Origin of the sequence: Mesorhizobium sp. B2-6-1 (assembly GCF_006440475.1) — a bacterium.
GTDB lineage: Bacteria > Pseudomonadota > Alphaproteobacteria > Rhizobiales > Rhizobiaceae > Mesorhizobium.
This window is the reverse complement of sequence record NZ_VFUH01000004.1, coordinates 42,756-64,364: the sequence shown is the minus strand read 5'-3', so window position 1 is coordinate 64,364 and position 21,609 is coordinate 42,756. Positions and strand designations below refer to the sequence as shown.

Sequence of the window (21,609 nt, the reverse complement as noted above, 5' to 3'; positions counted from 1 at the left end):
CGCAGGCCGCGGGTCCAGTGCGCGAACAGGGACTTGAACCGCCCGATCATTTCATTCTCTGTCAATCGGTAGCGAATTTTTTCTAACTTCGATTGAAAACTTAGAATAAAGCTATCAACCCGTCTAATCAGTTGTTCTTGTAAATTCGATCGATATTGGTTCTTAATGCCTTATGACACTTGACCAGTTGCGGATATTTGTCGCCGTCGCCGAGCGCGGCCACATGACCAAGGCGGCGGAGCTGCTGGGCATCTCCCAATCGGCCGCGTCGGCTGCCATCCGCGCGCTTGAGGAACAGCATGGCGTCCATCTGTTCAACCGCGTCGGCCGCAACATCGAGCTTGCCCAGACCGGTCACCGGTTCCTGCCAGAAGCCAAGGCCGTACTGGAACGAGCCGCCGCCGCACGCAATGTGCTGGAACATGTCTCGCAGACGGTTGCCGGCAGCCTCTCCATCGCCGCCAGCCTGACGATCGCCAGCTATTGGCTGCCGCGCCGGCTGGCGTCCTTCCACGAAGCCTATCCTGCGGTCAGGCTGAGCGTCAGCATCGGCAACACCAGGCAGGTCGAAGCCAGCGTGCTGGATGGAACCGCCGATCTCGGCCTGGTCGAGGGGCGCACCGAGTCTGACATATTGCGCCGCGCCAAGGTCGATATCGACCGGTTGATGCTGGTGGTTGCCGGTTCTCATCCCGAGATCGCCGAAATCGCGCCGGGCCGCCCCGACATAAAAGGGCTGCGCTGGATCATCCGCGAGGGCGGTTCCGGCACGCGGGAGGTGCTGGAGGATCTGGCGCGCCGCGAAGGGATTTCGCTTGACGACCTGCAGATATTTCTGGTGCTGCCGAGCAACGAGGCGGTTCGCCAGGCGGTCGAGGCCGGTGCCGGCGCCACCATCATTTCGGAGCTCGTCGTTGGACGCGCCGTTGCTGAAGGCAGCCTGCGGTCCGTGCCGCTCGAACTGCCGAAACGCGACTTCGCCATGATTATACATCGCGACCGCCAGGCAAGCCTGGCCCAGATGGCGCTCAAGGCGCATTTGGGGGCCGACGAGAAGGCGTCCGCGCGTTCGTGAATTGTCCGGATATCAGCCGAACTTGCGCTGCGCGTCCAGCGAAAGGCCAAGTCCGACCGAGCCGAACATATCGCCCTCGATGACCGAAGCCTGAGGCATCAGCGACAGGATTTTTTGTCTCGCCAGCGGGATCGCGGTGGATCCTCCGGTCAGGAACACGGCGGTGATGTCGGACGACTTGACCCCGGCGTCGCCGATGGTCTGGCCGACCGTGGCGGCAACGCGCTCGATGTCCCTGGCGATCGTGGCGTCCAGCGCCTTTCGGGTGATCTCGGCGGCGAACTGGACTTCCGGCAGCCTCACCTCGACATCGGCCGAGACCTTGTCGGTCAGCTCGATCTTGGCCCTTTCGACAAGAGCGGCCAGCGCGTGCCCGTACCGGTGCTCGACGATATGGATGAAGCGGTCGACGAGATCGGCGCGCTCGGCCTCGTAGCGGATCTGGCGAAGATGCGTCATCGCCTTGGCCGTGTAGACCAGGTTGATGCGTTGCCATGTGGCAAGATCGATGAAGTAGCTGGCCGGCAGGTTGCGCTTGCCGTCCTTGGTCGGGCTGAGGTAGCCGAGTTCCGGCATCACATGCGCGATGCTGAGCAATCGGTCGAAGTCGGTGCCGCCGATATGGATGCCGCGGCTGGCCAGGATATCGTCCTTGCGGTCAAGCGAGCGGGCACGCTGCGGCGAGACCCTTACGATCGAGAAGTCCGACGTGCCGCCACCCATGTCGATGATCAGCGCCAGTTCCTCGCGCGTCACCTTCTGCTCGTAGTCGAGGGCCGCCGCGATCGGTTCGAACTGGAAGGCGATATGCTTGAAGCCCTGGGCGCGGGCGGCTCCTTCGAGCTCGCTTTGTGCCCTGGCATCGGCCTCGGCGTCGTCGTCGACGAACTGCACCGGCCGGCCGAGTACCACGCTCTCGACGGCGCCGCCGGCATCGTCCTCCAGTCTTTTTCGCAGATGGCCGAGGAACAGGCCGACGATCTCCATGAAGCCGATCGATCGCGCCTTGATGCGCGTCTTTTCCTGCGCGAGCGCGCTGCCGAGCACGCTCTTCAGCGAGCGCATCAGCCGACCTTCGACGCTGTCGGTGTAATTGGCGATTGCGTGGCGGCCGAAACAGGTACGGTTGTCCTCGAAGTTGAAGAACACGGCGCTTGGCAGCGTGACCTCGCCGCCTTCCAGCGCGACGAGGTGCGGCTGGCCGCTCCTGACCACGCCCACGGTGGAGTTGGAAGTGCCAAAATCGATGCCGGCGAATGCTGGTCGCATCGCAGCCTCCTGTCATCTCTGCTAAAGCAGCGGTTCGGCGCCGTCTGTGAAGCGTGCGCTCTCTGTCGTCCGGGGTGATCGGACCGCTCTGCCGAATTGAATTGTGCGTGTTGCCCGGTAGACCGGGAGGTGGCGGTCTATAGCATGATCCGGGAAAGGAAAACCCCTTTGTAGCCGCTTTAGTCCTTGCGGAAGATCAACCTTCCGAGCCAGCCCGTCACCATGGCCAGCGATATGGCGAAGACGCCGTAGAGGAAGGAATAGTCGTGGGCGACACGGAAGATCGACTGTTCGAAACCGGATTTGCGGATCTCGAGCTGGGCCGAGCTCTCCTTGATGAACAGGCCGCTCTTGAATAGGAACGCGCGCGCCTTGTGGGTGCCGACCGGAACGTTCGGCGCCAGCCGCACCGTGGCGCGGAACAGGTTCTGTGACAGGAACTGCACGCCGCCGACATTCTCGCTGTAGAGACCGGTCGCGGCCTTGCGTTCGCGCAACGCCGCGGTGAATTCCTCGATCGTGGCCGGGCTGTCGCCGGCATCGGCCGGCTGCATGTAGAGATTGGAGGCGCCGAGCGACAATTGCCTGTAGCTGTTCGGCTCGGTGATGTCCTGCAACGGCCGCGTCGTCGCCACCGAATAGGACACCGGCACGTTTTCGAAGGTCTCGGATTCCAGGTTGACCCAGACGCCGAGCACCCGGTCCTTGCGGCGCACCACCACCGGCTTGGGTGGACCTTCGAGCACGACGATGATGTCGTAGCGGCCTTGGCGCGCCACCAGCGGATCAGGATTTTCCAGCGAGCCGAAAATGGTCAGGTCGGCCCCGGAAAAGCCGGCGGTGATCGAGACTTTGTCGGTGGAAAGGCCGATCTGGATGCTTTCGGTCGGCGGCGTCTGCGCCTTCGCGGGTGCGGCGGCGATCAATGACAGAAGAGCGGCGGTTGCGAGCGCTTTCAGGCCATTCATCAGTTGAAGCCCGCGCCGGACAGCGAATAAAGATTGGGCGGCGTGACGAAGAGGTCGATGGCAAGCCTTATCGCCACCGCCAGCACCAGCATCGCCAGCAGCGCTCTCAACTGCTCGCCGCGCAGCCGCTGGCCGGCCTTGGCGCCATATTGCGCGCCGGCGACACCACCGGCCATCAAAAGAAAGGCCAGCATCACGTCGACCGTCTGATTGGTGGTGGCGTGGACCAGAGTGGTGTAGGCCGAGGTAAAGATGATCTGGAACAGCGAGGTGCCGATGACGACGTTGGTCGGCACTTTCAGGAGATAGATCAGAGCCGGCACCATGATGAAGCCGCCGCCGACACCCATGATAGACGACAGGAAGCCGATGGCCGCGCCCAGCCCAAGCACTGGGATGACGCTGACGAACAGCTTCGAGGCCCTGAATCGCATCTTCAGCGGCAGGCGGTGAATCCAGTTGTGCTGGCCGGATTTCTTCAGCACCGGTGCCGCGCCGCTGCGCGTGGCGCGCAGCGCATTGATGCTTTCGACCAGCATCAGCCCGCCGACGGTGCCCAGAAGCACGACATAGAGCAGCGAGATGAACAGGTCGAGCTGTCCCAGCCTGCGCAGGAAAGCGAAGACGTAGATGCCGCCGGTGGAACCGACGATGCCGCCGGCAAGCAGCACCCCGCCGAGCTTGAAGTCGAGCGTGCCGCGCTTCATATGCGACAGCGCGCCGGAGAAGGATGAGGCGATGACCTGGTTGGCGCCGGTCGCCACCGCGATTGCCGGTGGGATGTTGTAGAAGATCAGGAGCGGCGTGATGAGAAAACCGCCGCCGACACCGAACATGCCCGACAGAAAGCCCACCGCAGCGCCCATGGCCAGCAGCACGAAGACGTTGACGGAAATTTCCGCAATCGGGAGATAGATGCCCACCCGTCGGTCTCGATCAGTTTGCCAGTCGGCGAATACCGCCGTTGCGGATAGTATCGCACCGAAAAGCCAATTTTTCCTTGCGCCGAAGCGGCGGCCGGGTCAAACCCCGCCGCCGCGCCGAAACAAAAAACATCTCAAGCAGTTAACAGGCAAATGTGTGGCAGGGGCGTCGCGGATACGACGCTCCTGCCGCTATTTGCGCGCCAGCAACGCCTTGACCAGCTTTTCGTCGACCGCACCGGTCGCGGGCAGCTTGTTGTCAGTCTGGAACGCGACGATCGCATTCTTGGTCTTCGCGCCCATGACGCCGTCGGCGCCGCCGGCGTCGTAGCCGTTCTTGTTGAGGATAAGTTGGATATTCTTGACCGCCTTCTTCATATCGATGCTGGCCGTGGTCTGCGGTGTGCCATCTTGCCAGGATTCGGGAATGTCGGCCGAATTGGCGGCCTGATCGAGCGGCTTGGCCTTCCACAATTCGGTGGCGGCGCGGGCGCGCTCGAGTTGCTCGGGACGCAGCGCGTTGGCGATCTCGTCGCGCTTGGCGGCAGCGTCCTTGTCGCCGGTCTTGGCGACGAGCGCGAACCATTTGTAGGACTCCTCCAGGTTCTGCTTCATGCCGACGCCCTTGGCGGCGAGGATGCCGAGATTGAACTGGCTGTCCTTCACGCCGAGATCGGCGGCCTCCTGGAACCAGTGCGCGGCCGATTCATTGTCGGTCACGCCGTCCGCGGCCATGGCGAACAGCACTGCCAGATTGTGCATTGCGCTGGCGTTGCCCTGCTCGGCGGCGAGCTGGTACCAGGTCTTCGACTTCTTGATGTCGCGCGGGACGCCGATGCCCTTCTCGTAGAAATTGCCGATGCGATACTCGGCCGGAGCGAAGCCGAGTTCCGCGGACTTTTCATACCATTTGGCCGCGGCCGCCATGTCTTCCTTGACGCCGCGCGCCTCGGAATAGCGCGAGCCGATCTCGAACAGCGCCTTGGCGTCGCCGGTGGCTGCGGCGTCGCGCAGGGCGACCGGGCCTGCATCGGCGGGAATGTCGAATTTGGCCGGGGCCGCGGGAGCGCCGGCGGGCACGACGGCGCCGGTGCTGTCATTGGCCATGGCCGGTGCAGCCACTGTCGGTTGGATACCGCTGTCCGCATCCGTCGTTTGCGTTCCGCCGGCAGCAGCGGAAGGTGCCGGAGAAGAAGGAGCCGCTGGACCGGCGGAAATGGGTTCTGCCGAAGCCATCGCGTCGGAGCCTGCCGCACCCGCGCCGGCAGGCATGACGGGAGCCATCGCCGTCGGAGCCCGCTCCGCCGTCGGGCCGGCGTTCGTCGGCCCATCGCCGTCCGACGGCATGGCGAGCGCGGTCTGCGCCACCATGTCGTCCTTGACCGCCGGAGCGGAGGGCTCGGCCTGCCTGACCTCACGGGCCGGTTCGCTGTTCGCTGCCGCCAACTGGGTTTTCGGCCTGGGCGGGCTCGCGGCGTCGACGAATGCGGTTTCCAGCGGTTGCGAGGCAACGGCCGGCGCATCATTGCTTGCCACCTGGGCGGGATCGGCGAGGAACGCCTTGCCAAGCTGCAGGCCGGCAAGCGCCAGCATGATCGCAGCGGCCGCCATCAGAATCGGCTTGCGCCGCGCCTTGAGCAGGTCGCCGATCCTGAGCGCCTTCACCGGTCCCTTCATCGTCGACTGGCGCTTCAAGGCGTCGGCCTCGGCGGCGGCGGCCTGCGCCGCGCGGCGGGCAGCCGCGATGAAGTCCGATTTTGCGGCATCGCTGTCGCTGAGCTTTGCCGGTTGCCCGCGCTCGTCGCGCACGCGCTTCATGATAGCGTTGAGGTCGGGCGCGCCGGAGCCGGGCTCCAGTGGCCGATTGGCCATTTTCGGGTCGAGCGGCTCGTCGAGGTCGACGCTCGGGATTTCCGGACCCGGCATCGAGCTCGCCAGCGGCGGAACGTCTGCTTCCTTCTTGCCCTTGAAGGCGCGCGCCAGGCCGCCCAACATCGATTTGCGGCGGCTTGCCGGCTCGCCCTTCCCGGCGATCGGATCGGAACCAAGCGCGGCCATGGCGGCGGCGGCCGCCGCCTCCGCGGGCGAGCGCGCACCCGGCCCGCGTGGCGAAGCGGGCTGGCTGCGCATGATCGCGGCGGCGCGGCCGTCGAGATCGGCCATGTCCCCTGTCAGCGGCATGGGCTCGTCGATATCCATCGACGGAGCGTCCACGGCCATCTTGCCGGCTCGCCCACGGCGCTTGCCGATCGCTTCATCCGGGCGTGCGTCCAGGAGCTCGCTCATCGCCTCGGACGGTTCGCCTGGTTCCAGCGAACCCAGCCTGTCGACGATCTTGAGCAGCGTGTCGTGGATGGCCTCGAACGTTCTCGAGTTACGCTCGTCGGAACGGCGTGTCAGCGTCTCGAGCGTCTTCAGGTCCTGGGCAAGGCCGGAAACCGCCGACGTGTCGGCGCCCGAGCCGGCCAGCGAGCGCACCGCGTTCTCGGCCGCCTCGCGCGCCGCGCCAAGGATGGAGTCGCGCGTTCCCGCCAGCGCCTTCTCGATTTCATTGAGGCGTGGGCTGATGTCCTCGAACTCCGGCAGCGGTGCGCTGGGCCTGGACAGGTGGGCGGACAGGCTGGCGACTTGCGCCTCCAGGCTGCGGATCAGCGCCGGATCGATGCCGGCGACTTGCGCGGCGGACGAGTCCAGGCGGCTCGAAATGTCTTCGAGCCGGCTTTCCAGGCCACGGATCGCGGCTTCGCCGGCGGGGTCGGGAATGCGTGTTTCCATGCGCTTGGCGAGCGCCGTGAAGCGGGCATCGATGGCTTCCATGATGCCGGCGCCGTCGACTTGCGGCATGCGCCGGTCGAGCCGGTCGGCAACCTCGTCCAGTCGGCGCTCAAGATCGCGGAACAGCATGTTGCCCTGTTCGATGGCGTCGCCCTGGCGCCGTTCCATCATCGACGACAGCACGTCGAAGCGTTGCTCCAGCCCGTGGAAGATATAGTCGGCGTCTGGCATGGCCGGCGCCTCGTCGATCTTGTCGGCGATGAGCGCGATCTGCTTGGCCAGCCGTTCCATTGCCTGCTCGGGCAGGGCGGCGCGGCCGGCGAGTTCGTCGACCCGGCTCGACAGCGTGTTCAGCCGGTCGACGACGGCGTTGCCGGGGTGGTCCTGCGCCACTTCCTCGATCTGCCGGGCGAGCGAATCGATCCGTTTCTCGATGCGCTCGAAGGCTTCATGGTCGAGCGTATTGGCCTGTGCCGCGACGGTCGAGGCGACGATGGCGCGGGAGATCTCGTCCAGCCGCTCGTCGATCATGGCCAGCGTGCTGCCGCCGCGATTGTCCTGCTGGCTGGCGAAATGATCCACGGCGCTGGCCAGCGTGCGGACCTTTTCCTCCAGCGAGCGCAGGGATAGCGATTCCGGCAGGTTGTTGACGGCGTTGCTGATCTGCTCCAGCCGATCGGTCAGGCCCGAAATGGCGGGGTCCGGTGAGCGGTTGCGCTGGTCGGCGTCGACGCGGTCCTCGAAGGCTGTCCAGCGACGATCGAAATCGTCCCAGCGGCGGTCGACCTTCTGAACGCTCTCCTCGCGCGCCAGCGTGTCGAGCGCGGCTTTGACCTGTTCGAGTTCGAGCCGCAGCATGTTGACGCTTCTGTCGTCGCTTTTTTCCGACAGCGTCTTGATGGCGCCGGAAAGCCGCTCGAATTCGAGGCCAAGTTCGGCGCTGCCCTTGCCCGAAGCGCCTGACTTGGCGTTTGCCAGCAGTGCGCGGTCGATGTCCTTGCGCAGCGCCTCGAATTCGCTCTGCAGCCCGGCAGTCATCTGGTGGCGCAATTCCTCGCGCATGCCGCGCAGCTCGCCGGCTATCTTGCCGACCATGGCAACGCTGTCTTCCTGACCGCGGATGCGGTCGATATCGCGGGCAAGGTTCTGGTAGTTCTGGCCGACGGCCGGCGCCGGCATCGGCGCCTGCGGATGCGGCGCGGGCTGCGGATCCTGGTACCAGCGCGGCTGAGCCGAAGGCTGTGCTGCGGGATAGCGCGGTTCGGCGCCATATTGGCGGGGATCGGGACGTGCCATCGTATCCTCGCGCGTCCTCTCCAGCCGCTGTTCCAGCGTCTCCAGCGAGCGGTTCAACTGCTCGAGCGTGGTCTGAGGCCTGCGCTGCCTGCCGGCGTTGAGTGTGTCGAGGTAGGACCGCTTGCTGTTCATCGGTGCGTCCGTCTTTCAGATTGGCCGGTTTGCGACCAGCTCCCCAAATCCTCGCCGGAACGAAGGCGACCGCACCACGGTGGAAGACAAGCCTCCCGGGTTCACCCGCGCTCCGAAAAACCGTGAAAAAATCGATACAGGATAAACACGGGTAGCCGACATGCGCACAATTCGCCCAACGTGGTAAACAACGCGTTAACCAAGCTTAAGAAGTTGCGACGAAGTTCGCGGTGAACCAGCCGCTGCGGCATAAAGCGCCGCCCGCACAACGCCCTTGCGTCATGTGAGGGCTATCGGTATAGAATTGACGTAAACGTAAAAGGCGCATCAAGCGTGCTGTTTGCGATTTGTTTGTTGAAACCACGGCTGGAAGCACGCCCCCGCTTTCAGTCAGGCATCGCTTGGTCCAGGACCGCGACGCCACAGACGGGGAAAGCCAGTGACCATGAAGCTTATCTCGGCCGGCGAGACCGCGGCCAATACCAACACTATATCCGTTGACTCGGGCGAGGACCTCGTCCGCATCGGCGAAATGGCCAAGAAATATGGCGTGACGCTGCGCACGCTGCGTTTCTACGAAGACAAGGGCCTGCTCAACCCGCAGCGCGACGGTTCAACCCGCCTCTACACGCGCCGCGACAGGGTTCGGCTGAAACTGATCCTGCTCGGCCGCAAGGTCGGGTTCTCGTTGCGCGACGTCAAGCAGATGATGGATCTCTATGATCCCACCGGCTCCAACACCAAGCAGTTGCGGCTGGCATTGGACAAGTCGGAGAAGCAGCTTGCCCGCCTCCAGAAGCAGCGCACGCTCATCGATGACGCCATCAGCGAGTTGAGCACCTCCATGGCTACCGTCCGGCAGATGCTGGTCGAGCGCTCGGCGCCGCAGGCGAGCGTCGCCGGCTGATTTGGGCCGCCGCCTTGCGGCGCAACATCCATGATCGAAAAAAGCCGTGTGGCGAGCGCCACGCGGCTTTTGTCATTAAGGGTTCCAACACATGTACTGCATCGCGTGCGGTTTGCTGCGGTGCAGGAGAAATTTTGTCGCATCGGCTGAATTGACGTTTACGCAAACGTCAATTTTTGTTATCTCCCGCTGAACACGGGTCCGCATGCCGCCTGACATGAATTCGGGGGTTTCGGATCAGGTCCGCAGGGTGGAGAAGAGCATGCCGATCTACAGGGCGCCGGTGCAGGATACGCTGTTCGTGCTCAACGAGGTGCTGGGCTACCAGCGCTATTCCAATCTCCCCGGCTTTTCTGATGCAACGCCCGACGTGCTGGAGGCGATCCTCGCCGAGGGCGCCAAGCTCGCGGAAAACGTAATGCATCCGCTCAACCGTGTCGGCGACATGGAAGGCTGTGTGCGCCATGACGATGGCTCGGTGACGACGCCGAGGGGCTTCAAGGAAGCCTTCGATCAGTATCGCGAGGGCGGCTGGATGGGGCTGGCGGCGCCCGTCGAGTTCGGCGGCCAGGGCCTGCCCTATGCCGTGCATACCGCCGTGGCCGAGTATATGGTGTCGGCCAATATGTCGCTGATGATGTATCCGGGCCTGACGCAGGGCGCGATCGCGGCGATCATCACCCATGGCACCGACGAGCAGAAAGCCAAATGGCTGCCGAAGATGGTCGAGGGCGCCTGGACCGGCACCATGAACCTGACCGAGCCGCATTGCGGTACCGATCTGGGCCTGCTGCGCACCAAGGCCGTGCCGAATGGCGACGGCACTTACAAGATCTCGGGCCAGAAGATATTCATCTCGGCCGGCGAGCACGACATGGCGGACAACATCGTCCACCTGGTGCTGGCCCGCATCGAGGGGGCGCCCGAAGGGGTGAAGGGCATCTCGCTGTTCATCGTGCCGAAGCTCAAGCTCGATGCTTCTGGCAATCCCGATGAGAGGAACACCGTCTCCTGCGGTTCGATCGAGGAGAAGATGGGCATCCACGGCAATTCGACCTGCGTCATGAATTATGACGAGGCGCAAGGCACGCTGCTGGGTGAGGCCAATGGCGGTCTCAAGGCGATGTTCACGATGATGAACGAGGCACGGCTCGGCGTCGGCCTGCAGGGGCTGTCGCTGTCGGAGATTGCCTACCAGAATGCCGTCGCCTACGCCAAGGACCGCTTGCAGGGCCGCTCGCTGTCGGGGCCGAAGGCGCCGGACAAGAAGGCCGATCCTATCATCGTCCATCCCGACATCCGCCGCAGCCTGATGACCATGAGGGCCTTCAACGAGGCCGGCCGTGCGCTGGCGCTGTGGACGGCGATCAAGTCGGACATCGCCCATCGCTCCGCCGACGACAAGGACCGCCAGGCGGCCGACGACTACACCGGGCTGATGACGCCGGTGGTCAAGGGCGTGCTCACCGACAAGGGCTTCGATCACGCCGTGATGGCGCAGCAGGTGTTCGGCGGCCATGGCTACATCGAAGAGCACGGCATGAGCCAGTTCGTGCGCGATGCCCGCATCGCCATGATCTATGAAGGCGCCAACGGCATCCAGGCGCTCGACCTCGTCGGCCGCAAGCTGGGTCTGAACGGCGGCCGCGCGGTGCAGGCCTTCTTCAAGGAAGTCGGCGAATTCTGCGAAGAGAACCGCGCCGACGAGAAGATGGCCCCCTTCACCAAGGCATTGAAGAAGAGCCTCAACGATCTTCAGACGGCGACCATGTGGCTGCTGCAGAACGGGATGGCCAAGCCCGACAATGCCGGCGCCGCCTCGACCGACTACATGCATCTCTTCGGCCTCGTGGCGCTCGGCTATATGTGGGCGCAGATGGCCAGGGCCGCCCAAGGCAAGCCGGGCGCCAACGGCGCGTCGTCCTTCTACGACAACAAGCTGGTGACGGCGCGCTTCTTCATGGAGCGGATCATGCCGGAAACCGCGACGCGTCTCGCCCGCATCTCCAGTGGCGCCGATACGTTGATGGCACTGCCGGCGGAAGCGTTCTAGAAATGGTCCCTCTCCCTTTGAGGGGAGGGCGGTCCAGAGGGGCCGGGAGGGGGCGCCGCGACAGTGCGCGGATCTCAATTTCGATGGCAGACCTTGGGAGGAAGATCATCGCATGACCAACCCAGCCGAAATCCTTGGCCTGCCGAAGCCCGCCTGGGCGGCGGACGAGGTCGGCATGCTCTACGACATGGCGCACCGCTTCATGTCCGAAGAGATCGCGCCGCGTTACGACGAGTTCGAGAAGAACGAAATGGTCGACCGCGAGAGCTGGCTGAAGGCCGGTGCCGCCGGCCTGCTCTGCGCCTCCATGCCGGAGGAATATGGCGGATCGGGCGGCACCTTCGCCCATGAGAGCGCCATCATCGAAGCCATCGGCCATGTCGGCGTCGATGGCTTCGGCATCGGCCTGCACAATTCCATCGTCGCCCCCTACATCCTCCACTACGGCTCGGAGGAGCAAAAGAAGAAATGGCTGCCGAAGCTCGCCACCGGCGAACTGATCGGCGCTATCGCCATGACGGAGCCCGGCGCCGGCTCCGACCTGCAAGGCGTCAAGACGCGGGCCGAGAGGGACGGCAACCAATACAAGATCAATGGCTCCAAGACCTTCATCACCAATGGCCAGCTTGCCAATTTCATCATCGTCGTCACCAAGACCGATCCGGACAAGGGCGCCAAGGGCACTTCGCTGATCGTCGTCGAGACCGACGAGGTCGATGGCTTCGAGCGCGGCCGCAACCTCGACAAGATCGGCCTGAAAGCCAATGACACATCGGAGCTGTTCTTCAACGATGCGCGTGTGCCGACCTCCAACCTGCTCGGCCACGAGGAGGGACAAGGCTTCATCCAGCTCATGCAGCAATTGCCGCAGGAGCGTTTGCAGATCGGCACCGGCGCGATTGCCATGGTCGAGCGCGCGCTGGCGCTGACCATCGAATACGTCAAGGAGCGCAAGGCGTTCGGCAAGGCGGTCATCGATTTCCAGAACACCCAGTTCAAGCTGGCCGAACTGAAGACCGAGGCCACGATCGGCCGCGTCTTCTACAATGATTGCGTGGCGCGCCACATCGATGGCGGTCTCGATCCGGTGACGGCGTCGATGGCCAAGTACTGGCTTTCCGACCTGCAGGGCAAAGTCGTCGACGAATGCCTTCAATTGCATGGCGGCTATGGCTACATGAATGAATATCCGATCGCCCGCATGTTCCGCGACGCCCGCGTCCAGCGCATCTATGGCGGCACCAACGAGATCATGAAATTGCTGATTGGCCGCTCGCTCTGAGCATCGATCCGCAAACCCAAGGAGCAGGAAAATGGCCGAAGCTTACGTCTATGACGCCGTTCGCACGCCGCGCGGCAGGGGCAAGAAGGATGGCTCGCTGCACGAAGTGCCGGCAGTGCGGCTCGCCGGCAGGACGCTGGAGGCGCTGCGCGACCGCAACGGGCTCGACACTGCAACTGTCGACGACATCATCTTCGGTTGTGTCGACCCGGTCGGCGAGGCGGGGTCGGTCATTCCGCGCGCCGCGGCCTTCGAGGCCGGCTACGCGACCTCGGCGCCCGGCATGCAGATCTCGCGCTTCTGCGCCTCCGGCCTCGACGCCATCAATTTCGGCGCCGCCAAGATAGCCCAGGGCGCCGATGAGATCGTCATTGCCGGCGGTGTCGAATCGATGTCGCGCGTCGGCATGGGCGCCTCGGGTGGCGCCTGGTTCATGGACCCTTCGGTCGGCCTGCCCGGCTGGTTCGTGCCGCAAGGTATTTCGGCCGACCTGATCGCCACAAAATACGGCTTCAGCCGGGATGATGTCGACGCCTACGCCGTCGAGAGCCAGAAGCGCGCGGCAAAATCCTGGGCCGATGGCCGCTTCAGGAATTCGGTGATCCCGATCAAGGACCAGAATGGTCTCACCATCCTCGACCATGACGAGCATATGCGCCCATCGACCGACATGCAGTCGCTGGCCTCGCTCAATCCCTCCTTCGTCATGCCCGGCGAAATGGGCGGCTTCGACGCCGTCGCGGTGCAGAAGCATCCGGAAGTGGAGGAGGTCAATCACGTCCACCATGCCGGCAATTCGTCGGGCATCGTCGATGGCGCGGCGGCCGTGCTGCTCGGTTCGAAGAAGGCCGGCAAGGCCATGGGCCTGAAACCGCGCGCGCGCATCCGCGCCTTCGCCAACATCGGCTCCGAGCCGGTGCTGATGTTGACCGGCCCCGTTGACGTCACCGAGAAGCTGTTGAAGCGCGCCAAGATGAAGCTGTCGGACATCGATCTGTTCGAGCTCAACGAGGCCTTCGCCTCCGTGGTGCTGCGCTACATGCAGGCCTTCGATATCGAGCACGACAGGATCAACGTCAATGGCGGCGCCATCGCCATGGGCCATCCGCTGGGCGCCACCGGCGCGATGATCTTCGGCACCGTGCTGGACGAGCTCGAGCGCCGTGATTTGAACACCGCGCTGGTGACGCTGTGCATCGGCGCCGGCATGGGCACCGCAACCATCATCGAACGCGTCTGACGGGGAGAGAAACGATGAGCTACACCAATTTCACCCTCGACATCGACGCCGACGGCATTGCGCTGGTCACCTGGAACATGCCGGACCGCTCGATGAACGTCTTCACCGAGAAGGTGATGCGCGAGCTGAACGCCATTGTCGACAAGGTGGCGGGCGACGCCGCCATCAAGGGCGCGGTCATCACCTCCGGCAAGGATACGTTCTCAGGCGGCGCCGACATCACCATGCTCCAGAAGATGCTGACGACCTTCGCGACTGAAAAGGGCAAGGATCTCGAAAAGGCCACCAGGGCGCTGTTCGAAAACGCCGGCATCATGACCGGCCTGTTCCGAAAGCTGGAAACATCGGGCAAGCCGTGGGTTTCAGCAATCAACGGCACCTGCATGGGCGGTGCCTTCGAAATGTCGCTGGCCTGCCATGGCCGCGTCGCCGCCGATTCCGACAAGGTGAAGATGGCGCTCCCCGAGGTGAAGATCGGTATTTTCCCGGGCGCCGGCGGCACCCAGCGGGTGCCGCGTCTCACCGACCAGCAGCAGGCGCTGCAAATGCTGACCTCCGGCCAGAACCTGTCGCCGCAGAAGGCGAAGTCGATGGGCCTGATCCACGAGATCGCCGAGCCGGCCAAGCTGGTCGAGACTGCGAAGGCCATGATCAGGAACGGCCTCAAGCCGGTAGCGCCGTGGGACGAGAAGGGATTCAAGTTGCCCGGCGGTCCGGTCTATTCGGCGGCGGGCGCCAATCTGTGGCCCCCGGCCATCGCCATCCTGCGCCGCGAGACCTATGGCAATTATCCGGCCGCTGCGGCGATCCTGAAATGCGTCTATGAGGGCCTGTTGGTGCCGTTCGACACCGCGCTCAGGATCGAACAGCGCTATTTCACGGAGATCATGCAGACCAAGGAAGCGGCGGCGATGATCCGCTCGCTGTTCGTGTCGTTGCAAGAACTCAACAAGGGCGCGCGCCGCCCGGCCGGCGTGCCGGAAACCAGGTTCAAGAAGATCGGTATTCTCGGCGCCGGCTTCATGGGCGCCGGTATCGCCTATGTCACGGCCAAAGCCGGCATTCCGGTGGTGCTGCTCGACCGCGACATGGAGTCCGCCGAGAAGGGCAAGGCCCATTCGGATGGCCTGATCTCGGATCAGGTGAAGAAGGGCCGTGCCAAGCCTGAGGACAAGGACAGGCTCCTGTCGCTGATCACGCCGACATCGGACTATGCCGACCTTGCCGGCTGCGATCTCGTGGTCGAGGCGGTGTTCGAGGATTCCGCGGTGAAGAAAAGCGCCACCGAACAGGCGGAAGCGGTGCTGAAGTCGTCGGCGGTCTTGGCGTCGAACACCTCGACCATTCCGATCACCGCCCTGGCCAAGAATTCGGCGCGGCCGAAGAATTTCATCGGCATCCATTTCTTCTCGCCCGTCGACAGGATGATGCTGGTCGAAATCATCCTTGGCAAGAAGACCGGTGACAAGGCGCTGGCCACCGCGATCGACTTCGTGCGCGCCATCAAGAAAACGCCGATCGTCGTCAACGATACGCGCGGTTTCTACGTCAACCGCTGCGTCCTGCGCTATATGTCGGGAGCCTACAAGATGTTGATCGAGGGCGTTCCGGCGCCGATGATCGAGAACGCCGCCAAGGCCGCCGGCATGCCGGTCGGCCCGCTGGCGCTGACCGACGAGACGGCCATCGACCTCGCCCAGAAGATCATGAAGCAGACCATCAGGGATCTCGGCGACAAGGCGGTCGACCCGAAGCAGATGGCGCTGATCAACACCATGGTCGACGACCACGGCCGCTTCGGCCGCAAGAACGGCAAGGGCTTCTATGACTATCCGGCCAAGCCGGCCAAGAAGAAGCTGTGGCCGGGCCTTAGGGAGTTCTATCCGCAGCTCAAGCCGGAGAAGGTCGACTATGCGGAATTGCAGCAGCGCCTGCTGGTCACCATCGCGTTGGAAGCGGCTCGGGTGATGGAGGAGGGCATCGTCACCGATCCGCGCGAGGCCGATGTCGGCTCGATCCTGGCCTTCGGCTTCGCGCCCTATACGGGCGGCGCGCTGTCCTACATCGACGGCATCGGCGCCGGGCAGTTCGTCAAGATCGCAAAGGGCTTGCAGAAGAAATACGGCGCCGAGTTCAAGGTGCCCAGGCTGCTGCTCGACATGGCCGAAAAGGGCGAGACTTTCTACCAGCGCTTCGACCCCTACGCGAAGGCCGACGTGAAGCAGGCGGCCTGAGCGTGGTCGGAATCAAAGGTGCCGCGGCGTCCCTTGCGCGTCCGAAAAGACGCGCCGCGCCGTAATGTATGTCTGGGGGCGCCTTGCGCGTATGATGGCCACGGCGGGCAGCCGTGGCTCCTACCAGATGGGTGATGAAAGCCGGTTGGCCTTTCGCTGCCTGCCGACGGACATCGATTTCAACCGCCATCTCAACAATGCCCGCTATATGATGCTGGCGGACCTTGGCCGCATCGATATCTTCATCCGCGCCGGCCTCATCACTCTGGCGAGAACGAATGGCTGGGCGCCGATGATCGGCGGGCTGCAATCGGCCTATGTGCGTGAGATCAAACTGTGGCGGCGTTTCGAAGTGGTGTCTTCGATCGAGACCTGGGAAGGCAGCCAGGTCATCGGCAAGCACCGTTTCGTCCTCGACAATGGCGAGACCGCCGCATTGATCATGACGACAGCCGGCGTCTACGACCGCGCCGCCCGGCGCTTTCTCGATATTGACGAGGTCGTCGCCGCGCTTGGCCGCTCCGCCCAGCCGCGTCCGCCCAGCGAAGCCGAGCGGGCGTTCATGGCCTCGCACCGGAACCTCCGCGAGCAGGCCAAGCGGATCGGTTGACCCGGGAACCGGAATTGGCGCGGCCAGCAGGAAGATGTGATGCGATGCCACAGCCGGTGGACAAACCTTCATTCGAAGACTAGAAAGGAAAGGCATTTTTTCCTTTTTGCAAGGAGAGCGGAATTGCTCTCGCATGACCGTGTTTGGGCCGCCATCGACGCTCTGGCCGAGCGGTATTCGCTCTCGGCTTCCGGCTTGGCGAAGCGGGCCGGCCTTGATTCGACTGCCTTCAACAAGTCGAAGCGACTGTCGTCGGACGGCAGGCCACGCTGGCCCTCGACCGAATCGCTGGCCAAGATCATCGAGGCGACGGGCGCTTCGCTCGACGAATTCACCGGGCTGATAGAAGGTCGGGCCGGCCACGGCGCGATGCCCGCCCGCGGGCGTGCCGTTCCGCTGCTCGGCTTTGCCCAGGCCGGCGCCGGCGGGTTTTTCGACGATGCCGGCTTCCCGGCCGGTCAAGGCTGGGATCTGGTGGAACTGCCGGCGCAATCGACCGAGAGTTCCTATGCGCTTCAGGTGCAAGGCGATTCAATGCTGCCGCTCTACCGCAATGGCGACGTGCTCATCGTCGAGCCGGCAGCCCTCATCCGCAAGGGCGATCGCGTCGTCGTCAAGACGACGGGCGGCGAGGTGATGGCCAAGGTGCTCGATCGCCAGACCGCCAGGTCGATCGCACTGGTTTCGCTCAATCCCGATCATCCGGACCGCGACATTCCCATGCGCGAGGTTGAATGGGTGGCGCGGATCGTCTGGGCAAGCCAATAGGGTGCGGGCTGGTGCGGCTTCCTCATCTTGTCCTTGCGGTTCTGATGGTCCCTGGAATGGCCGCGCTGGTAGTCGCCGGCGGCCGCGCGCTGAAGAGCGGCGAAGCTGCCGTCGCGGTGGAACAGATCGATCCGAGCGCCGATACGGTCTCTCAGCCAGGCACCGACGGCGTGCCGGAGGAGCCGGCCACATCGGCCATTGCCGCTCCGCCGCCCCCCGCCGCTAGCCCGCACTCGCGTGCGATCGATCCCCAAGTCGTGGCGCCGCCGGAGCTTCCCAGCAAGGAGCTGGAGCGGGTGGAGCCGCGCGCGCCGTTGAGCAAGCTGGCGCTGGCCATGCCGCCCAAGCCGAAAATGCCGGACGACTGGAAAGGGACGAAGCTGTTCCAGCCGGTCGCGCCCGCCGCCGGACTGATCGAGGCGAAGGGCTATTCTGTCGCGGTTTCCGGCGTCGACATTGTCGGGCAGGACGAGACCTGCACCTCGGACGGTAAATCCTGGCCCTGCGGCGTCCGCGCGCGCACGGCGTTCCGCGCCTTCCTGCGCGGCCGGGCGGTGGTCTGCGCCGTGCCGCCGGAAGGCGGCCGCGACCTGATCGCCGCCGACTGCCGGATCGGCAAGCAGGATGTCGGCCGATGGCTGGTCGAGAACGGCTGGGCGCGCGCCGCCAAAGGCGGCCCTTACGTCGAAGTCGGGGAAAAAGCGCGCAGCGAAAGGAAAGGCATTTTCGGATCGGCGCCAAGCCTTTCAGGCGTGCCTTCGATGCCGGCCGCCCGCGCCCCGGCGCCGCAAGCGCCGGGCTCGATCTTGGAAGAGGTCGGCGGCATTCTCAAGCCAGCTGACCAGCCAACGCCTTCTGAATGAGCCCGCGCGTCTCGGCGATGCCGTAGAGTGCCGCGAACGAGCCGAAGCGCGGTCCGCGCTCCTGCCCGATCAGCACCTGGTAGATCATCTGGAAGAAGGCGCCCGAAACGCCCGGACCACCTTCGGGGCTCTTCTTGGAATGATCCTGATAGCGTTCCACCTTGCGGGCGACGTTGAGCGCGGCGTTCTGGATCGCCTCGCCGTCCGAGCCCGCCGGCAGGGCGCCAAGCGCCTGATCCAACGCTTCCAGCGCCTCCCGCTCGACGTCGTCGGGCGCGCGGAAGGTCTTCGTCGGCTTCACGAAATCGTCGAAATAGCGGATCGCATAACCCGTCAGCCTGTCGAGCTCAGGGTGGGTCGCCGGCGTCACGCCCCGCACATGGCGCGAGATGAAGCCCCACAGCACGTCCTTGTTCTGCGCATTGGAGGCGCTGACCAGGTTGAGCAGCAGCGAGAACGGCACGGGCATGTCGATGGCGGGCGGATTGCCGTCGTGCATGTGCCAGACCGGGTTGCCCAGCCGTTCCTTCCAGTCCTGCCTCCGATAGGCTGCAAGGAAGGTGTAATATTCGTCCACGGCCCGCGGGATGACGTCGAAATAGAGCTTCTTGGCCTGTCGCGGCCGCTGGTACATATAGAGTCCCAGGCTCTCCGTCGGCGCGTAGGTCAGCCATTCGTCGATGGTCAGCCCATTGCCCTTGGATTTGGAGATCTTCTGGCCGTTCTCGTCCAGGAACAGCTCGTAGACGAAATGCTCCGGCGCGTGCCCGCCGAGGATGTTGCAGATGCGGTCATAGACCACCGCATTGGTCTGATGGTCCTTGCCGAACATCTCGAAATCGACGCCAAGGGCCGCCCAGCGCATGCCGAAATCGGGCTTCCACTGCAGCTTCACCTTGCCGCCGGTAACCGGAAGCGTGGTCTCGGTACCGTCATCGTCGAAGGTGATGGTGCCCGCCCTGGCATCGACATGCTTCATGGGAACGTAGAGCACGCGGCCGCTCTTCGGCGAGATCGGCAGGAACGGGCTGTAGGTCGCCTGCCGCTCCTCGCCCAGCGTCGGCAGCATCACCGCCATGATCTGGTCGTAGCGTTCGGCCGCGCGCAACAGCATCGCGTCGAAGCGGCCGGTCTTGTAGTACTGCGTCGCGCTGGCGAACTCGTAGTCGAAGCCGAACGTGTCGAGGAAGCGGCAGAGCATCGCGTTGTTGTGGTCGGCGAAACTCGCATAATCCCCGCCGAAAGGGTTGGGTACCGAAGACAGCGGCTTGTGCAGGTGCGGCTCCAGCGCCGCGCGATCCGGCACGCTGTCGGGTATCTTGCGCATCCCGTCCATGTCGTCGGAAAAGCACAGCAGCTTGGTGGCGACCTTGTCCTGCGTGATGACGCGGAAGGCATGCCGCACCATCGACGTGCGCGCCACCTCGCCGAACGTGCCGATATGCGGCAGGCCGGACGGGCCATATCCGGTTTCGAACAGCACCGTTTGCGGGAGTTCGCGGCCCTTGTAGCGCTCGATGATCTTGCGGGCTTCCTCGAACGGCCACGCCTTGCTTTCGGCCGCCGCCGTCAGCACTTCGGGATTGAGATCGATGATGTTTGATCCCGCCATGTCACTGTTTTCCAAATTAGACGCCGGCAAAGCCGCAAGTGAGGATTTTCAACCGGTCTCTATGCGCGCCTGACCGGAGCGTCAACGAGCGCGGCGCTTTTTCCTTGCAGCGCAGGGAAGGCGTTCCTACCTTCGCAGCCCGTATCGAGGAGTTGTTGAATGCCGACCCCGCATGAAGCGCTGATCTACCTGATGGTCATCACCTCCGCCTCCGACCGCGACATGACGGATGTCGAGCTGGCGCGGATCGGCGAGGTCGTCCGCTCATGGCCGGTGTTCGAGGATTTCGACCACGACCGCCTGGTTGGCGTCGCCCAGGCCTGCCAGAAGAAGCTGCATGAAAAGGGCGGGCTGGAGGGTGTCCTGGCAAACGTGGCCGAGGCCCTGCCGGAGCGCCTGCGCGACACCGCCTATGCGGCCGCCTTCGAGGTCGCGGCCGTCGATCTCGAAATGCGGATGGAGGAGGTGCGGGTGCTCCAGCTCATTCGCCTCAAGCTCGATCTCGACACGCTGACCGTCGCGGCGATCGCGCGTGCGGCCAAGGCGCGCCTGCGCACGCTGACCTGAGCGGCGACACTCAACCCGACCGGAAGAAACTGACCGGCACCGGATCAGAAAAAGCTGACCGGGACCGGATCAGAAGAAACTGACCGGGACCGGATCAGAAGAAACTGACCGGGAAATAGCGCAGGTAGAACTCGGCGAACGTGCCCTTCAGCGAAATCTCCTGCAGCGCGTAGTCGAGAGCGGCGGCCAGCGCCGGGTCATCGGATCGGGCGGCGATGGCCATGCCCGAACCCAGATATTCCGGCGCCAGATAAGGTCCGCCGGCAAAGCGGCAGCAGCCGGCCGCATCCGAACCGCCCAGCCAAAAGGCGAAACGCATGCCATCGCCGAAGGCGGCATCGATCTTGCCGGCCTTGAGGTTGGCGTAGAGGTCTTCCGGCCTGTCGAAGGTGACGACCTGAACGGTGTTGAAATAATCGCGCAGCATGCGCTCATGCGCCGAGCCTGATATCACGCCGACACGCTTGCCGCGCAGCTTGGCGAACAGCGGCTCGGTCAGCGCCTCGCCCTTCGGCATGATGAAGCGCGCCGGAAATTGCAGGTAGGAGCGCGAGAAGGCGTATGTCTGGCGTGACTGCGGCGTCGCGGCGATGCCGGCAATGATCGCTTCGCCTTCGCCTTTCTCAAGCGCTCCTTCGAGCTCGGCCCACGGCAATGCCTGGATCTGACATTTGTCGACGATGCCGAGCTCGGCGCAGATGGCGCGCGCCAGGTCGATGTGGAAACCGGACAGCTTTCCCGCGGCGTCCAGGAAGTTGAAGGGCGGGAAATCGGTTGTGGTCAGGAACCGCAGCCGCGGCAGTGCGGAGAGATCCGGTTTCGGCAGCCGCTCCTTGGCATCCCACAGCACCGGCACCTGCGGCTCGGCCGCGCGCGCGCCCTCCCCCGACGCCAGCGACGCGATCAGCATCGACGCAAGGACGAGAGAACTCCGCTGGAACGCCATGATAAACTTCCACCGCACCTGTGTTCGCATCGGTTCTGGTACGAAAATAGTACAGGCACAATGCTTTTTGATTTCAACGCGTCGATTTC

At 64.2% G+C, this 21,609-nt stretch carries 16 protein-coding genes; 10 read left to right on the top strand and 6 right to left on the bottom strand.

What is annotated here, in order from left to right; genetic code table 11:
• The first annotated feature begins 172 nt into the window (after positions 1-172).
• Positions 173-1,075: a LysR substrate-binding domain-containing protein gene (locus FJ443_RS10705; protein WP_140663928.1), complete on the top strand. Its 903-nt coding sequence runs from the start codon at positions 173-175 to the stop codon at positions 1,073-1,075.
• A 12-nt stretch (positions 1,076-1,087) separates the two neighbouring features.
• Here FJ443_RS10705 and FJ443_RS10700 read toward each other — a convergent pair whose 3' ends face one another.
• The 4 genes from FJ443_RS10700 to FJ443_RS10685 all read right to left on the bottom strand — a co-directional run bounded on the left by FJ443_RS10700 (position 1,088) and on the right by FJ443_RS10685 (position 8,438).
• Positions 1,088-2,344 (bottom strand): Hsp70 family protein, encoded by a 1,257-nt coding sequence (locus FJ443_RS10700; protein WP_140513226.1) that lies wholly within the window; start codon positions 2,342-2,344, stop codon positions 1,088-1,090.
• Between the two features lie 179 nt (positions 2,345-2,523).
• Entirely contained in the window at positions 2,524-3,312 is a 789-nt protein-coding gene (locus FJ443_RS10695; RefSeq protein ID WP_140496681.1) for a TIGR02186 family protein, read from the bottom strand.
• The gene (locus FJ443_RS10690) at positions 3,312-4,235 is read right to left on the bottom strand and encodes a sulfite exporter TauE/SafE family protein (protein ID WP_140496679.1); all 924 of its coding nucleotides are present in this window, start codon (positions 4,233-4,235) and stop codon (positions 3,312-3,314) included. Before FJ443_RS10690 ends, FJ443_RS10695 begins: the two co-directional genes overlap by 1 nt.
• 192 nt (positions 4,236-4,427) lie before the next feature.
• Entirely contained in the window at positions 4,428-8,438 is a 4,011-nt protein-coding gene (locus FJ443_RS10685) for a peptidoglycan-binding protein (protein ID WP_140663925.1), read from the bottom strand.
• Positions 8,439-8,883: 445 nt separating this feature from the next.
• On the opposite strand from FJ443_RS10685, the gene FJ443_RS10680 reads away from it, so the two are divergent.
• From FJ443_RS10680 to FJ443_RS10645, 8 genes are all read left to right on the top strand, one after another.
• Positions 8,884-9,345, top strand: coding sequence for a MerR family DNA-binding transcriptional regulator (locus FJ443_RS10680; RefSeq protein WP_140630160.1), 462 nt, complete (start codon positions 8,884-8,886; stop codon positions 9,343-9,345).
• Positions 9,346-9,607: 262 nt separating this feature from the next.
• A complete protein-coding gene (locus tag FJ443_RS10675) occupies positions 9,608-11,398 on the top strand; it encodes an acyl-CoA dehydrogenase (RefSeq protein ID WP_140663922.1) in 1,791 nt (596 codons plus the stop codon).
• A gap of 112 nt (positions 11,399-11,510) precedes the next feature.
• Complete coding sequence (locus FJ443_RS10670; protein WP_140496673.1) at positions 11,511-12,680, top strand: acyl-CoA dehydrogenase family protein; 1,170 nt, start codon at positions 11,511-11,513, stop codon at positions 12,678-12,680.
• A 31-nt stretch (positions 12,681-12,711) separates the two neighbouring features.
• Positions 12,712-13,920: an acetyl-CoA C-acetyltransferase gene (locus FJ443_RS10665; protein ID WP_140663919.1), complete on the top strand. Its 1,209-nt coding sequence runs from the start codon at positions 12,712-12,714 to the stop codon at positions 13,918-13,920.
• 14 nt (positions 13,921-13,934) lie between these two features.
• Positions 13,935-16,154 (top strand): 3-hydroxyacyl-CoA dehydrogenase NAD-binding domain-containing protein, encoded by a 2,220-nt coding sequence (locus tag FJ443_RS10660; RefSeq protein ID WP_140663916.1) that lies wholly within the window; start codon positions 13,935-13,937, stop codon positions 16,152-16,154.
• Between the two features lie 64 nt (positions 16,155-16,218).
• A complete protein-coding gene (locus tag FJ443_RS10655; protein WP_140624808.1) occupies positions 16,219-16,764 on the top strand; it encodes a thioesterase family protein in 546 nt (181 codons plus the stop codon).
• Positions 16,765-16,887: 123 nt separating this feature from the next.
• A complete protein-coding gene (locus FJ443_RS10650) occupies positions 16,888-17,532 on the top strand; it encodes a helix-turn-helix transcriptional regulator (RefSeq protein WP_140496665.1) in 645 nt (214 codons plus the stop codon).
• 11 nt (positions 17,533-17,543) lie between these two features.
• Entirely contained in the window at positions 17,544-18,395 is an 852-nt protein-coding gene (locus tag FJ443_RS10645) for a thermonuclease family protein (RefSeq protein ID WP_348640298.1), read from the top strand.
• Here the strand turns inward: FJ443_RS10645 and FJ443_RS10640 are convergent.
• Positions 18,361-20,007, bottom strand: a complete 1,647-nt coding sequence (locus FJ443_RS10640; RefSeq protein WP_140523947.1) for a lysine--tRNA ligase — start codon at positions 20,005-20,007, stop codon at positions 18,361-18,363. The genes FJ443_RS10645 and FJ443_RS10640 overlap by 35 nt on opposite strands.
• A 159-nt stretch (positions 20,008-20,166) precedes the next feature.
• Between FJ443_RS10640 and FJ443_RS10635 the strand changes: the two genes are divergently transcribed.
• Positions 20,167-20,574, top strand: coding sequence for a tellurite resistance TerB family protein (locus tag FJ443_RS10635; RefSeq protein WP_140663913.1), 408 nt, complete (start codon positions 20,167-20,169; stop codon positions 20,572-20,574).
• A gap of 94 nt (positions 20,575-20,668) precedes the next feature.
• On the opposite strand, the gene FJ443_RS10630 is transcribed toward FJ443_RS10635, so the two are convergent.
• Positions 20,669-21,520 (bottom strand): transporter substrate-binding domain-containing protein, encoded by an 852-nt coding sequence (locus FJ443_RS10630; protein ID WP_140663911.1) that lies wholly within the window; start codon positions 21,518-21,520, stop codon positions 20,669-20,671.
• Between the last annotated feature and the right edge of the window lie 89 nt (positions 21,521-21,609).

Coding starts and splice junctions, on each gene's coding strand:
- FJ443_RS10685 (WP_140663925.1), bottom strand. CDS start 8,438: ATGAACAGCAAGCGGTCCTACCTCGACACACTCAACGCCGGCAGGCAG.
- FJ443_RS10655 (WP_140624808.1), top strand. CDS start 16,219: ATGTATGTCTGGGGGCGCCTTGCGCGTATGATGGCCACGGCGGGCAGC.
- FJ443_RS10675 (WP_140663922.1), top strand. CDS start 9,608: ATGCCGATCTACAGGGCGCCGGTGCAGGATACGCTGTTCGTGCTCAAC.
- FJ443_RS10695 (WP_140496681.1), bottom strand. CDS start 3,312: ATGAATGGCCTGAAAGCGCTCGCAACCGCCGCTCTTCTGTCATTGATC.
- FJ443_RS10665 (WP_140663919.1), top strand. CDS start 12,712: ATGGCCGAAGCTTACGTCTATGACGCCGTTCGCACGCCGCGCGGCAGG.
- FJ443_RS10630 (WP_140663911.1), bottom strand. CDS start 21,520: ATGGCGTTCCAGCGGAGTTCTCTCGTCCTTGCGTCGATGCTGATCGCG.
- FJ443_RS10700 (WP_140513226.1), bottom strand. CDS start 2,344: ATGCGACCAGCATTCGCCGGCATCGATTTTGGCACTTCCAACTCCACC.
- FJ443_RS10640 (WP_140523947.1), bottom strand. CDS start 20,007: ATGGCGGGATCAAACATCATCGATCTCAATCCCGAAGTGCTGACGGCG.
- FJ443_RS10680 (WP_140630160.1), top strand. CDS start 8,884: ATGAAGCTTATCTCGGCCGGCGAGACCGCGGCCAATACCAACACTATA.
- FJ443_RS10670 (WP_140496673.1), top strand. CDS start 11,511: ATGACCAACCCAGCCGAAATCCTTGGCCTGCCGAAGCCCGCCTGGGCG.
- FJ443_RS10705 (WP_140663928.1), top strand. CDS start 173: ATGACACTTGACCAGTTGCGGATATTTGTCGCCGTCGCCGAGCGCGGC.
- FJ443_RS10635 (WP_140663913.1), top strand. CDS start 20,167: ATGCCGACCCCGCATGAAGCGCTGATCTACCTGATGGTCATCACCTCC.
- FJ443_RS10660 (WP_140663916.1), top strand. CDS start 13,935: ATGAGCTACACCAATTTCACCCTCGACATCGACGCCGACGGCATTGCG.